Origin of the sequence: Segetibacter sp. (assembly GCF_025963695.1) — a bacterium.
In the GTDB taxonomy this organism is placed as follows: Bacteria; Bacteroidota; Bacteroidia; order Chitinophagales; family Chitinophagaceae; genus Segetibacter.
Genome location: NZ_JAOQAH010000054.1, coordinates 1 through 14,541, shown reverse-complemented (window position 1 = coordinate 14,541; position 14,541 = coordinate 1). Strand labels below are relative to the sequence as shown.

The 14,541-nt window shown below is 40.0% G+C and carries 10 protein-coding genes; 6 read left to right on the top strand and 4 right to left on the bottom strand.

Translation table 11 applies throughout. The features are described from left to right. Positions 1-131 precede the first annotated feature (131 nt). A complete protein-coding gene (locus JWR87_RS09500) occupies positions 132-3,284 on the top strand; it encodes a TonB-dependent receptor (RefSeq protein WP_297818858.1) in 3,153 nt (1,050 codons plus the stop codon). A gap of 284 nt (positions 3,285-3,568) precedes the next feature. Beyond that, entirely contained in the window at positions 3,569-6,805 is a 3,237-nt protein-coding gene (locus JWR87_RS09495) for a carboxypeptidase regulatory-like domain-containing protein (RefSeq protein ID WP_297818856.1), read from the top strand. A 122-nt stretch (positions 6,806-6,927) separates the two neighbouring features. Here JWR87_RS09495 and JWR87_RS09490 read toward each other — a convergent pair whose 3' ends face one another. Continuing rightward, positions 6,928-7,767 carry an alpha/beta hydrolase-fold protein gene (locus JWR87_RS09490; RefSeq protein WP_297818854.1) on the bottom strand — a complete coding sequence of 280 codons (840 nt, stop codon included), beginning with the start codon at positions 7,765-7,767 and terminating at the stop codon, positions 6,928-6,930. A 265-nt stretch (positions 7,768-8,032) separates the two neighbouring features. Here JWR87_RS09490 and JWR87_RS09485 point away from each other — a divergent pair, with 265 nt between their 5' ends. The 4 genes from JWR87_RS09485 to arsS all read left to right on the top strand — a co-directional run bounded on the left by JWR87_RS09485 (position 8,033) and on the right by arsS (position 12,490). Further along, positions 8,033-8,986 carry a hypothetical protein gene (locus JWR87_RS09485; protein ID WP_297818852.1) on the top strand — a complete coding sequence of 318 codons (954 nt, stop codon included), beginning with the start codon at positions 8,033-8,035 and terminating at the stop codon, positions 8,984-8,986. A gap of 108 nt (positions 8,987-9,094) precedes the next feature. Continuing rightward, entirely contained in the window at positions 9,095-10,204 is a 1,110-nt protein-coding gene (locus tag JWR87_RS09480) for a carboxylate-amine ligase (protein WP_297818849.1), read from the top strand. Positions 10,205-10,604: 400 nt separating this feature from the next. Beyond that, complete coding sequence (locus tag JWR87_RS09475) at positions 10,605-11,387, top strand: DUF547 domain-containing protein (RefSeq protein WP_297818846.1); 783 nt, start codon at positions 10,605-10,607, stop codon at positions 11,385-11,387. 14 nt (positions 11,388-11,401) lie between these two features. Then, on the top strand, positions 11,402-12,490 hold the full coding sequence (arsS, locus tag JWR87_RS09470) for an arsenosugar biosynthesis radical SAM (seleno)protein ArsS (RefSeq protein ID WP_297818843.1): 1,089 nt from the start codon (positions 11,402-11,404) through the stop codon (positions 12,488-12,490). 181 nt (positions 12,491-12,671) lie between these two features. Here arsS and JWR87_RS09465 read toward each other — a convergent pair whose 3' ends face one another. The 3 genes from JWR87_RS09465 to JWR87_RS09455 all read right to left on the bottom strand — a co-directional run. After that, positions 12,672-12,983 (bottom strand): DUF3467 domain-containing protein, encoded by a 312-nt coding sequence (locus JWR87_RS09465; RefSeq protein ID WP_297818840.1) that lies wholly within the window; start codon positions 12,981-12,983, stop codon positions 12,672-12,674. Between the two features lie 201 nt (positions 12,984-13,184). Beyond that, complete coding sequence (locus JWR87_RS09460; protein WP_297818837.1) at positions 13,185-14,117, bottom strand: DUF1735 domain-containing protein; 933 nt, start codon at positions 14,115-14,117, stop codon at positions 13,185-13,187. 44 nt (positions 14,118-14,161) lie between these two features. Then, positions 14,162-14,541 (bottom strand): SusD/RagB family nutrient-binding outer membrane lipoprotein (locus tag JWR87_RS09455; RefSeq protein ID WP_297818833.1); only part of this gene is annotated, 380 nt, incomplete at its 5' end.

The following is a 14,541-nucleotide window of genomic DNA, read 5'->3' as shown; positions in this document are numbered from 1 at the left end:
AAAAATAATAGCCGTTTAAGCAGCACAAAAACGTGAATAAATGTCTCGATTTCGTTACAATTTCTTAACAATGCGGGGAAATAAATAAAGGTTTATTTGTTTTCTTTGCACCCAAAAACAGCCCCTATTTTATGATAATTAAAAGAATTTTACCCCTTATTACGGTATTCTTTGCACCCATATACATTCTGGCGCAGGTTACTACAAGTAGTATTACGGGAACTGTAACAGGCGGTGGCAACCCCCTTACCGGCGCTACTATAACGTTAGTACATCAGCCAACCGGAGCTACTTTTCGTACAACTTCTCTAAACAAAGGGGTATACAATTTCGTAAACCTTACCCCGGGCGGTCCTTATCTTTTAGAGGCAACACACGTAGGGTTTGAGCAATTTAGACAAGATGGCATTTTCCTTGGTTTAGGGGAAAATACAAGAGTTGATGCTTCACTGGCAACTACAGGAGCAAGACTAGCCGAAGTAGTTGTTACTACAACAGGAACATCAGGTGCCCGAAGAAAAACAGGCGCGTCTACCAGCATTAGCAGAGAGCAAATAGCTGCGTTACCTACTTTAAGCAGAAGTTTAAATGATTATACCAGGTTAACACCTCAAGCTAATGGTAACTCATTTGGTGGTGCTAACAACAGGTTTAATAATATTACCATTGATGGTGCTGTTAATAATGATGTGTTTGGCCTTGCGGGTAGCGGTACACCAGGCGGGCAGGCCGGTACTACACCAATTTCATTAGATGCGATTGACCAGATACAGGTTGTACTTGCCCCATATGATATTACCTATGGAAACTTCACAGGTGGTGGCGTAAACGCAGTAACCCGTTCAGGAACAAACAAATTAGAGGGCTCTGTCTATCACTTTTTCAGAAACCAAAATACAATTGGTTCTGATCCTGTTACAAAAATAAAATCTACCACTTTTAGCGACCTGCAAACAGGCTTTCGTTTTGGTGGGCCAATTGTAAAAAACAAAGTCTTTTTCTTTGTAAATGCTGAGAAAACAAGAAGAACTGCACCTACGTTATTTAATGCAGGTGAAGCAAGCTCATTATTATCTGTTGCAGAGGCACAACAGCTTGCTGATACTTTTCAACGAAGATATAACTACAATGTAGGCGATTTTAATACCGTTAATGCAAGAACAGAAAGCGATAAATTATTTGGACGATTTGACTTCAACTTAAGTGACAAACACAGATTGACAGTACGCCATAACTATATCAGAGCATTTGATGACAATATCTCCCGCTCTCCGACCTTTTTCAGATTTGGAAACAATGCGCACCAGTTTAGAAGTACTCAAAACATTTCGGTTGTAGAACTCAGAAGCAGGTTCAATGCTAACTTGTCAAATAATCTAATACTTGGATTGCATAGGATCACAGATAGAAGATCTCCTATTGGGCAACTTTTTCCTTTTGTAGAAATTGCTCATAACTCAGGAACTATTCAAATAGGTTCTGAAAGAAGTTCTACTGCAAATGAATTAGATCAAAATATCTTTGAGATTACAGATAACTTCAAAATCTTTAAAGGAAAACACACTTATACAATCGGAACGCATAATGAGTTCTTCCAGTTTAGAAATCTATTTATAAACAACTTTAATGGAAGATGGAGATTTGCAAACATTCCTGCTCTTTTCGCTAATAATCCAAGACAAGTTGAAGTAACCTATTCTAATGTACCCGGAGATGAAAAGCCAGCTGCATCGTTTAAAGCTGCTCAACTTGGTTTTTATGCCCAGGACGAAATACAGCTTACTCCTCAGTTTCGTTTGACTGCAGGTGTGCGTGTTGATGCTCCTGTTATCAGTGGCACACCCGCTGCTAATATAACCGTAGACACTACTTTTAAGGGTAAATATTCTACCACTAACACTCCATCAGGTCAGCTGCTATGGTCACCAAGAGTTGGATTTAACTATGACGTGCTTGCTAACAGAAAGTTGATTTTAAGAGGTGGTGCAGGTATTTTCTCTGGTCGTATACCTTTCGTCTGGATTTCGAACCAATTCACTAACAGCGGCGTGTTATTTAACCAAATAAATGTTACTGACAATGCCAATACAGCGGCAAATGAAGTAAACAACGGCCGTGGATTTGAACCTGATCCTGCAAGACAAAGCACTGTAGGTAGTGCTGGAAGAACCTTTGAAGTAAACCTTATCGAGAAGAACTTTAAACTACCTCAGGTTGCTCGTTTCAACCTCGCTACAGACCTCATACTTCCTGGTGGCATCAATGCAACTTTTGAAGCTATGTATTCAAAAACCATCAACAACGTATTTTACCAGGACATCAACCTGACTGCTCCTACAGGTGTTGTTGATCCGTTTTTTAATAATGAAGCTGACAAGAGAATAGCTTATGCAGCATCAACAAACGCAAGAAGGATCAACCCAAATATTACCAATGCGATTTTGATCACAAATACTAACCAGGGTTATACTTATAACCTGACTGCACAGCTTAGTAAGACCTGGAAGAATGTTTATATTATGGGTGCTTATAATTACAATAAGGCAAAAGACGTAAACCCAGGTACCAGCTCCACCGCCTTGTCCAACTGGGAATTTGTACAGGTTGTGGGTGATCCAAACAATCCTCAATTAGCAACATCAAATTTTGCACTACCTCACAGATTTACAGGCGTACTTTCTTTTAATGCTGAATACCTTAAGCATGCTAAGACTTCACTTGCTTTTTTTTATGCAGGTAACTCAGGTCAAAGATTTACATACCTCGTTAATGGCGATTTAAATAGCGACGGACGTTTTGGCAACGATTTAATGTATGTGCCAAGAAACACAAGCGAAATAAGGTTCGTAGATTTCCTTAATACAAATAACACCGTCAGGTATACTGCTGCCCAACAGGCTGCTGCCTTTGAAAAATACGTTTCGTCCGATAAATATTTAAATAGCAGAAGAGGAGATTACACGGAAAGAAATGCTGTTAGTACGCCGTGGGAACATGTTTTAGACATGAGGCTTGCGCAGGATTTCTTCATTAAAACGGGAGAAAAAAGACACGCCTTCCAATTTACTTTTGATGTATTTAACTTTACCAACCTTCTTAGCAGAGAGTGGGGCAGACAATACTTAGTCGGTAACCAGGCTTACACTATTTTAACTACTGTTAACAGAACAACCGGTGCCAATCAAGGTAAGGGATACAACTTCAATGTTGATCAATCCCCATTTAATATGACATTTGGTTCGCGGTTTCAGGGACAGATTGGACTTAGATACTCGTTTAACTAATATCATGTATTACTTACAAGTAGTTCTTCTAATAACCGGCATTAGCAAAAATTAAGTTAACGTACTTTAACATTTTATAAGTACTTTTGTTTTACACTAACGAAAGAGGTTGCCAGTAATGGTAACCTCTTTCGTTTTTATATTACAAAATATTTACATCCGTTTTACTGGTTCTGCAATCGCGGAAACAAAAGACTGAAAAATTTAGCCTGCAATAATTAGGCGTAGACGAAGAAGCAAATTCCCACTTTGACAAATAATACTTTAAATCAACCCCCAGCGTTATGCTAATTAAAAGAATTACCCCTTTCATTCTCACATTTCTTGCGCCGCTATACTTATTGGCACAAGAGACGACCTCCGAAATTCAAGGCATTATTACTAATGAAAATAATGCTGCACTAGCCGGCGCTACTATTGTAGCAGTTCATATACCGACTAATACCTCCTATTCTACCACGTCGCGCAAAGACGGTCATTATAATCTTCCCAACGTAAGGGTTGGAGGACCTTACCAGGTAGCCGCTTCTTATATAGGATTTAAAGCTGAAACACAATCGGATATTGGGTTAGCATTAGGAGTTGCTTATAAGGCAGATTTCAAACTTTCTACCGCTTCAACTGCTCTTGCTGAGGTTACAGTAACTACCAACAGAACTGACAGGGTTTTTAGTAAAAGCCGAACAGGATCTGCGGAAGTCATTGGGCGCCAGCAGATAGAACGTTTACCTACAATAAACAGAAGTTTACAAGACTTTACCAGGCTTACACCAACGGCCAACGGCAGCAGTTTTGGGGGAAGAAGCGGAAGCTTAAACAACCTGACCGTTAACGGGGCGAGTTTTAATAATACATTCGGGTTATCAGGCCCTTTAGGAGGTCAAACAAATTCACAGCCCATCTCCATTGACGCCTTAGATCAAATCCAGGTAAACATCGCCCCTTATGATGTTACCCTTGGGAATTTCACTGGCGCCGGTATTAATTCTGTTACAAGAAGTGGGACGAATGAATTTAAAGGCAGTGTTTATTACTACAAAAAAACACCTGGATTAACTGGTAGAAAAGTGGGGGCAGTTGAATTAGCTAAACAGCAGTTTGACTTCAACAACCGCGGTGCTACTATTGGTGGACCAATAATTAAAAACAAATTATTCTTCTTTTTAAGTGGCGAACAGCAGAGAGAAACTGCTCCTGCAACAAGCTTCTCTGCCAGCCGTAATGGTTCTACAGGAACGGGAATTTCAACAGCAAAAGCCGAAGACCTTGAAGTTTTAGCGCAATTCCTAAAAACCAAGTATAATTATGATGCGGGACCTTTTGAAAATTATAATTATGATACTTATAGTGACAAGATTACAGCCAGGATAGATTTGAATATTAGTAAAAAGCATACTTTAAACATTAATTATTACTATCTGAAATCTTTTAGGAATGTTCCACCCAGCAACAGTGGCGCTCCGACTGGAGGGCGGTCAGCAAGCAACACGGGTATGCCATTCTTTGCTTCATCTTATATAATTAATAATAATTTCAATATTGTAATTGCCGAATTAAACAGCCGGATAAGCAACACGCTATCTAATAAATTACAGATCGGTTATAATCGACTAAGAGATTACAGAAGCAGTCCGGGGGGTGTATTTCCGTTGGTGGATATAGAGAACGGCGCCGGAAGTACTTTTACCTCATTTGGATATGAGCCTTTTTCAGCTTTTAATATTTTATCTACTGACACATACCAGTTTAACGACGTGGTAAGTTTGTTTAAAGGAAAGCATTCAATAACTTTTGGTACCCAAAACACCTATAATAAGTTTAAAAATGGCTTCGCTCCCAATTACTACGGCGCTTACCGTTTTAGAAACCTGGCTGATTTTTACCAAAGCGCAAATAACGGAACTGCCAATGCTAGTCGCTATGAAGTACGTTATTCAGCCCGTAAAGGTGGAGAATTTCCTTATGCTGGTCTTGGCGTATTGCAGCTAGGACTATTTGCCCAGGACAAGTGGAGTGTAACTAACAATTTTGTATTAACAGGTGGTATCAGGGCGGATCTTCCAAAGTATGATAATACATTCATACCTAATACAAATGCTGATGCACTTGTTTATCGTGATGGCGTTCGTATCAGTACAGCGCAGGGACCTAAAGCATCTATTCTATGGTCTCCACGTCTGGGATTTAATTGGGACGCAACAAATAACAGGAAAACGCAGGTTCGTGGAGGTCTCGGAATTTTTGCAGGTGCGCCGCCCTTTGTTTACCTAAGCAACCAGGCAAGTAATAACGGGGTCGATTTTGGCTCTAAAGTAATTACAAGCGGGCTCGCCTTTAACCCGGATGTAAATGCAAATAAAGATGCGAATGCCGCAGCAAATACCGCGTATAACCTGGCTATTACAGATCGAAATTTTAAGTTCCCGCAGATTTTTAGAGCCAATTTAGCAGTAGACCGAAAACTGTTGTGGGATATAACTGGAACTTTAGAGGGAATTTATACACAAGACATTAACGCTATCTATCATCAGAACATTAACCTTCCATCCACCGGAACTCCCCTTTCGGGTTCCGATCAGCGAATTCGCTATACATCTGCCCAAATTTATAGCGGAGCGGGCGGTGCTACTGCAACCAACCCCAATATTTCTGATGCAATACTAATGAGAAATACTTCGAAAGGATATGCCTATAATCTTACCCTACAATTGCAGCGTAATGTAAACGGCTTGTACACAATGGCTGCATACAGTTATGGTAAAAGTAAATCCGTGAACGATGGAGGTTCGATTGCCCAATCTATTTGGCGTGACCGTTTTGTAGCTGGCGATCCAAACGAAGATGTAATGTCATATTCGAGCTTCCACCAACCGCACCGAGTTGTTGTAGCAGCTTTTTACCGTAAAGAATATCTAAAACATTTGGCAACCTCCATTGGTTTTACCTTTGAAGCTGCAAACGGTGGAACTGCCAGTTATATTTATTCTGGTGATATAAACAGGGATGGCCAAACTGTTAACGACCTTATATATGTTCCCAAAGACCAGAATGATATCGTATTGGAAACAGTTAATAGTTCCGACACCCGAACAACGCAGGAGATATGGAACCAGTTGAATACTTACATTCAGCAGGATCCGTATTTAGACGACAGAAGAGGTATGTATGCTGAAAGAAATGGTTTACTACTACCCTTTTATAAAAAATTAGATTTAAACTTCACCCAAGACTTTATGCTAAAGGTTGGCGGCAAACAAAACACGCTTCGTTTCACTGCTGATATCTTTAATTTTAGCAACCTTTTAAATAAAAATTGGGGCGTTTTTCAAACTGCCAACAGAACAGGTCTGCTTACGCTGAAGAGAGTAGAAACTACTGGAACAAATGCAGGAAAGCCTGTTTTTAGCTTCCCTTATTTAGATGCTACAAATAAAATTCCGCTCTCCTCTAGTTTTCAAAATAGTGTTGGCCTTGGATCAAGGTACCAGGTTCAACTTGGAATCAGGTATATTTTTAATTAAGAAATCCTACAGTTGTAAATGTAAGAGGCGGCCCTTTTGGGTCGCCTCTTACATTTTGGTCTCATTGTATTACAAACATTTTCGTGCTTTCGCAGTTCATCCTAATAACACATTTTTAAGAACTAAACCGGGTCCCTTGCCCAACCCCATTTTAAAAATGCAGGTAAAGCTCTTGCCCACGTTTCTATATTATGTTCACCGTCTTCAAGCTGCATATAATGAATTTGATCGTGCTGGTAACCGAGAGTCTTTAAATCCTCTATTAAGTCTATAGTATCTTCAATTGAGTCTATTACTCCATTATTATTGCGATCCGCGGTTTCGTCTAAACAACCGCATTCAAAAAAGAATTTCAGCGATGGACGATACGTTCCCTTTTGTACCTGCAAATGCATAAGTCTATCCTTATCCCAGTCATAACCTTCGTCTTCGTATCCCCGCCGGCGCCACCACAATGATCCGCTGAAGACCCCCACTTTCGAAAATTCCTCCGAATGATTCCAACCCATGTCTATCGCACTCAATCCTCCAAGCGAAAAACCGGCAAAAGCCTTTTCTTTAAACAACGAAACATTACATGCTGTTTTTATAAAAGGCAGTAGTTCGTCTAAAATAAACTTGTTATACAAGCCTGCTTTTGCGCCTCTTCCTTTGTAATCTGTACTGCACGCAGTACCATATTCATTCATCCTGTCTGCCCCACAATGAATACCTGCAAATATGATAGGATGAATGTGCCCTAAAAAAATTAATGAATCAACTATTGCTGCAAAATCCATTGTTCTTAGGTCCTGTCCATCATTAATAAGTAGTAGATCGATTTCTTTTGTTAGATCAAGTTTACCTGGCAGATAAATGTCAACTATTACATCTCTTTCCAGATATTCGGAATAGATTACTTGTTCTTCAATCTTCAGGGTAGAATAACTTTTTTCTTGCACTGCTAAATTTCCTTCGTCCATAATTATAGGTAAAGCTATAAGTAATATTGCTTTTAAAATTCCCTTTACTTCAATAAAGGGTCCTCGCAAATATTTATTGAAGTAATTTTAAAATATTAAGGAAGAGTAACTATAGTATCAGTGTAACTACTGGTACTATAAGTAAAATAATATCAGGTACGACTATGGCGGTGGTACACTATTTATGTCATAGTAACTGCACGGACAAAACTAAAAAGCGTCACTGTACCACTAATTTAAAAAACTTTATAAACATACACTGCTTATGAAAAAGATTGGCATCCTCCACGGAAAAGAAAGAAGTTTTCCAACGGCGTTTATTGACAGGGTAAACAGCAAAGGGATAGACGGAATTGTTGCCGAACCGGTACGAATAGACAAGGTCGTGCAGGGAGAACCAACAGAGTATTCAGTCATTATCGATCGTATAAGCCAGGATGTTCCTTTTTATCGCGCTTATTTAAAAAATGCAGCTTTATGTGGAGCTGCTGTTATCAATAATCCCTTTTGGTGGAGCGCGGATGAGAAGTTTTTCAACAACTGTCTCGCTACCAAAATAGGGGTACCTGTTCCCAAAACAGTTATACTACCTTCTTACCAACTACCTCCTGATACAACCGGCGAGTCATTTAGCAATCTTGCCTATCCTTTAGACTGGGACAGCATTTTTAGTTACATCGGCTTTCCTGCCTACATGAAACCCTTTGCTGGCGGCGGTTGGAAAAGTGTTTACAGAATGGAAAATAAAGACGAGTTTTTACAAAAACATGGAGAAACGGGCGAACTGGTAATGCTGCTGCAGGAAGAAATTATTTTTGAAGAATATTACCGGTGCTATTGCATAGGAGGAAAGTATGTGCGAATTATGCCGTACGAACCAAGAAATCCATTTCACCTTAGGTACGTAGCCGATTTTGCACCTGGCGAAGAAAAGCTTAAGCAGATGGAAGAAATTGTGTTGCGGATAAACAAATACCTCGGTTATGATTTTAATACGGTAGAACTCGCATTAAGAGATGGTGTACCTTATGCTATCGATTTCTGTAACCCCGCTCCAGATGCTGACATAAATAGCGTTGGCCAGGAAAACTTTGACTGGGTGGTAGAAACCGCGGCAACCTTTGCAATAGAAAAAGCCCAATCTCATGAACCTGATAACGACAATTTAACCTGGGGTGAATATGTAAAGAGAAGCAGCAGCAACCAGAGCCTAATTTAAAAATGGCCTAATAGCTTGATACATTCATTACAGAACCGCACAATTTGAAAATGAGCCAGTCCAAAAAATGACACATTTTTAAATTTTAAAATTTTCACGTTAGTAACTATGGGACCAATTAACTATAAGCATTTTACTTTAGGTATCGAGGAGGAATACATGGTTATGGACCCTCAGACCCGTGAGTTGAAGAGCCATGAGCAGAAAATTGTTTCTGAGGGCCAGAAGGTTATTCGCGACCAGGTAAAAGCTGAAATGCACCAGGCCGTTGTTGAGGTGGGGACCGATATCTGCGAAAATATAGACGTTGCATTACGAGATGTAACAACATTACGCCATACTATTTCAAAGATTGCCGGTGATCTTGGTTTATGGGTGGGCGCCTCGGGCACACATCCTTTCAGCCACTGGGAAAGACAGTTAATAACAGACCACGCACGATACAACGCAATCGTTAACGAATTACAGGAAGCTGCCCGAAGCAATCTTATTTTTGGCCTCCACGTTCACGTAGGCATGGAAAGCCGCGAAATGGCAATTCATATTGCCAACTCAGCCCGGTATTTTCTTCCACACGTGTATGCGCTCAGCACTAATTCACCTTTTTGGGAGGGACGCCTTACAGGTTATAAATCGTTTCGAACGAAGGTATTTGACAAGTTTCCCCGCACAGGTATTCCTGATTTTTTTGAAAGCATCGAAGCTTACGACAACTATATAAAGCTGCTTGTAAAAACCAATTGCATTGACAATGCCAAAAAGATCTGGTGGGATTTGCGGGTACACCCGTTCTTCAATACGGTTGAGTTTCGTATTTGCGACGTACCCATGACTATTAGCGAAACCATTGCTATTGCCGCTTTGTTCCAGGCCATTTGTGCTAAGCTTTATATGCTGCGTAGTAAAAACCTAAATTTCATTATGTATTCACGGCTGCTTATTAACGAAAATAAGTGGCGCGCGGGCCGGTATGGAATTGACGGCACTATGATAGATTTCGGGAAAGAATCAGAAGTAAATACACGGGTACTCATTTATGAATTACTGGATTTTGTAGATGACGTAGTTGACCAGTTAGGCAGCAGGCATGCCATTGCACATGTACATAAAATGCTTGAAAATGGTACAGGGGCTGACCGCCAGCTGGCTGTATTTAAAGAAACAAATAGTCTGGTTTCGGTTGCAGATTTTATTCACGACCAGTTTTTAGTGAACTGATTTGGGTAATTGCAAATTCAGCCTTGAAAGCGTTATTAGCTTCATTCTATTTACAGCAACTTTAAAGGTGAACTACTTTTTTATTAACCGCTCGTAATTACTACTATGAATCTTTTGTTGCGTCGCACCCTTGTACTTTATATTTCGTTTCAACAAAGTTTCCCATTCTTTTGCTCCTTAAAAGTATGCCGTTGAAGGGTGTGACACAACAAAAGAACCACTAAGAACTATTGCTTGAAACCAAATAAATTTAGTTTTTATCGCCGGGCTTACTAACTAAATTTAAAAGCAACACCAGCAAAAAAGCCATCCATTACAAACAATAGCTCCGGTTTTCCTGCAACAAACATCCATTCTTTTTTGTTTTACATAATTCGCTCCAACCTCAAGTAAACCTGGTATGAAAATCAGCTCGTATTTAATTTTATTACCTTTATTTATAATGTGCGGCAACGTGAATGAAAAGGTTAAGGAGCGTTTTGAAGAAGTAAATATTATTGAAATATCACAACAATTATTATTGCAGGCAAAAACCCATGAACCAACAGACTCACTTGTAAAAGTAGTTGAAGGCATAACAGAATCAGCCCTTACGGCGCAACTACCTAATGATACCTATAAAAAAACTTTTTGGATTAATATCTATAATGCTTTCACCCAGGTTATCCTTACAAAAAATCCGGGTAAGTATAAAAACAGGAGCTCTTTTTTCGGAGACAAACAAATAAGCATTGCAGGCAAAAAGTTAAGCCTTGATGATATTGAACATGGTATGCTGAGACATTCAAAAGTAAAATGGAGTTTGGGGTATTTAAACAAATGGTTTCCATCGTCGTTCGAAAAAGACCAAAGGGTCGATAGTGTAGATTATAGAATTCACTTTTCACTGAACTGTGGTGCTAAGAGTTGCCCGCCCATTGCCTTCTACAATCGGGAACAACTGGATAAGCAATTAAATATGGCAACAAAAGTGTATTTGCAAGGTGAAGTTGAATACGATGAAAAAAATAATAGCGTGGCACTGCCGGCAATAATGGGTTGGTTTAGAAACGACTTTGGCGGTAAGAAAAAAATGTTGGCATTGCTGCATCAACTAGAACTTATTCCGCCGAGCAAAACCCCCTCTATCAGGTTTAGAAAATACAATTGGAGCCTTTTTCTAGAGAATTACAAGGTTGAATAAAAAAAAGAACATAATTGAATTTAATCTTCGCGGAGGTAAGCATGATAAAGGAAACGAAATCGCTAAAAGCAAAAGGGAATATATTAGCGGATGCGCATTACCAGGTTGAGTTACTGGAAAGCGACAATCACAATTTATACAGGTTAATTCCTTTTCAGCAGAATATGGAAAAGGTTGGATTATTCCCGTTACGTCCAACCAATCTTCAAATATTCCAGGTAAATGTTGGCAAGATGTGTAACCAGGTTTGCAAACATTGCCATGTTGATGCCGGCCCTGACCGAAAAGAAATTATGACCCCGGAAACCATGCAGCTTTGTATAAATGCATTAACCCAAAATCCATCGATAGGTATCGTTGATTTAACCGGCGGCGCTCCGGAGTTGAACCCGGATTTTCGATGGTTTGTAGAGAAGATAAAAGTTCTCGACAGGCATATTATTGTACGTTGCAACCTTACGATCATTCTTGCTAACAAACGTTTCAACGACCTTCCTCATTTCTTTAAACAACACGGTGTTGAAGTTGTTTCATCGCTTCCCTCCTATTCACGTGAAAGAACAGACCGGCAGCGTGGCGACGGAGTATTTGAGGATTCAATTAAGGCATTAAAAATGCTGAACGCGGTGGGTTATGGACAGCCAGGTTCAGGCCTTATTTTAAACCTTGTTTACAATCCCGCTGGCGCCTTTCTTCCGCCTAACCAGTCTAGCCTCGAATTAGAATATAAGGATGCATTAGTGAAAGACTTTGGTATTGTGTTCAACAACCTCTTTACAATTACAAACCTGCCCATTAGCCGTTACCTCGATTATCTTTTAAATAGTGGCAACTACGAGAAGTATATGGAGAAATTAATTGCTGCTTTTAACCCTGTTGCGGCAGCAAATGTAATGTGCAGAAACACGATCTCGATTGGATGGGATGGATTTCTATATGATTGCGATTTTAATCAAATGCTTGATCTTAAAGTTAGCTCCGCAAAAAAACACATCTCGGAATTTGATACAGCAGCGTTAAACAGGAGGGAGATTATTGTGAATCAACATTGTTATGGTTGTGCGGCAGGAGCAGGATCAAGTTGTGGCGGCACTGTAACATAATGCCGCGCTAAACGGCGCTTCCTACCGAAGATTGAGAGTAAATAAGCCTTTGTCTTTGAAGCCACCATAGCAAGGCTTACTCGGAGCGATAGGAAACGATTGAAAGAGGTTTTCCTTCTGTAGGGAAAAAATAAGCAAAACAGCCATAAGCCGTCTAAAGCCCCTTTAGGGCTTGGGTTGCTTAAGCCTGTGCTGTAGGTCCGCCAAAATTTAATGGTATGTCAACCTGCTCCATGTCTTGTATAGTTCCGTTGGCCGCTTCATAACGATTTACATTGTCTTCAAGGGCCCTTAGGAAGCGCTTGGCATGCATAGGAGTAAATATAATGCGACTCTTAACCTTGCTTTTAGGGGTGCCGGGCATAACGCTTACAAAGTCCATCACAAACTCTGCATGGCTGTGAGTAATTATGGCAAGATTTGCATAAGTGCCTTCTGCTACTTCTTCGCTTATCTCGATGTTTATTTGATTGGGCGTCTGTTGTTCAGCCATAAATTAGATTTGGTAGCAAATGTAAAGAAACATGTGGTTACATATTCCTGATTATTAGTAAACCTGGTATTGCTACAACTTCTTTTTAAGAAATTATCGGGGAACATCTGTAGTGTAATAACTTTTTCATTAGTCGTTATCATAAAAATACCAACGGCCGCTTTTGCGGCCGTTGGTATTTTTATCTTCCTTTATCAAGTTTTATCTTGGTCCTTTATATTTTAAAACTATCTCGTATGTTCTGACACTTCCAGTCGGATTCCAGATAAAAGACATGTAAAACGTTTTAGTTGCCGGGTCATATCTATTTACTTTTCCTTCCATATTTGTCAGTGTCGCGTTGCCCAAAGCTTTCATAGTTACTAAATTGGTTGCCGGGTTCACTGTAGCTTGCAGGTTGTCTATACCAGCAACTCCGGAGCCGCTTCCCGAACCCCATTTTAAATTTGTTACCAGCACGGTAGTTGGACCAGCAGTAGACAATGTTACATCAGGGTTCCCTGCCAGAGAGCCATTTAAAGCATCACCGACAGTTGGTACACCAGGTGCAGTATACCTTTGTACATTACCTGACTCAACCGAGTAAATACCATCATACTGATTTTTAATACTTAAAAGCGTAATCACTTCATTAGTTCCTGTTAGCACTTTCAATCCGCCTGGATCGACAACTTTAAAAGCAAGTGCGTAAATACGTGAAAGATCCCACTTAGCACCATTTAAGGCTATATTAAAATCCTTCTCAAACTCTCCGGGATTCAAGGTCATTGTAAAAACATTTCCAGACTTTGTTACTCCTGCCCCAATCGTATACAAACTGTCCGGAAGTACCTCGTACTTGGTACCGTGTGCCGTATTATAATTTTTCACACTGTCACTGTTTACCTCGATCTTAACTGTCATCGTGTTGTTCAGGCCGGCGTTGGAAGCAACATCCCTTCTTACTGACAATAATGGTACAGTTCTTACATCAGAAAATGGAGTAAAGAAAATTTTATTTTCAGGAGCCTGGCTAATTGTAATGAATGAACTGCCAATTCCATCCTCTAGTGGTGTTATATTATTCTTGATACATGATGTGAACGTCAATCCCGCTATTAAGACAAGGAAGCCATTCAAAAATTTATTTCTCATATTACTTTACTGACTTTTATTAATAAATAAATAAATATTTTTCATTATTGTTTGTCCCACCAAACACGCGTATCCTGCGAATCACCGCCAATAGAAGCCGCAGCTGCCTCTGTGGCTTCCCGGTTTGATCCATATTCACCAGTGCCGTAGGTATAACGACGAGGTATCTGCTTGCTCGAATTAGTCGCATCGGGAGCAGGCGTTAAAACAGGATAACCACTCTTTCTCCAAATATTCCATCCCTGCAGGCCATTTGGATAAGCCGCAATATAACGTTGAAGAGAAATTTGCTTAAAGTTAGCACCGGTACCGGCAGCGCCGGTTAAAGCAACATCAGCCTTTGCAAAATAAGATGCGTCAGGTGCAGGCAGCCCCCATTCCTGGAACGAAAGATTTATACCGGTCTGGTAAACTGTTGCCAAAG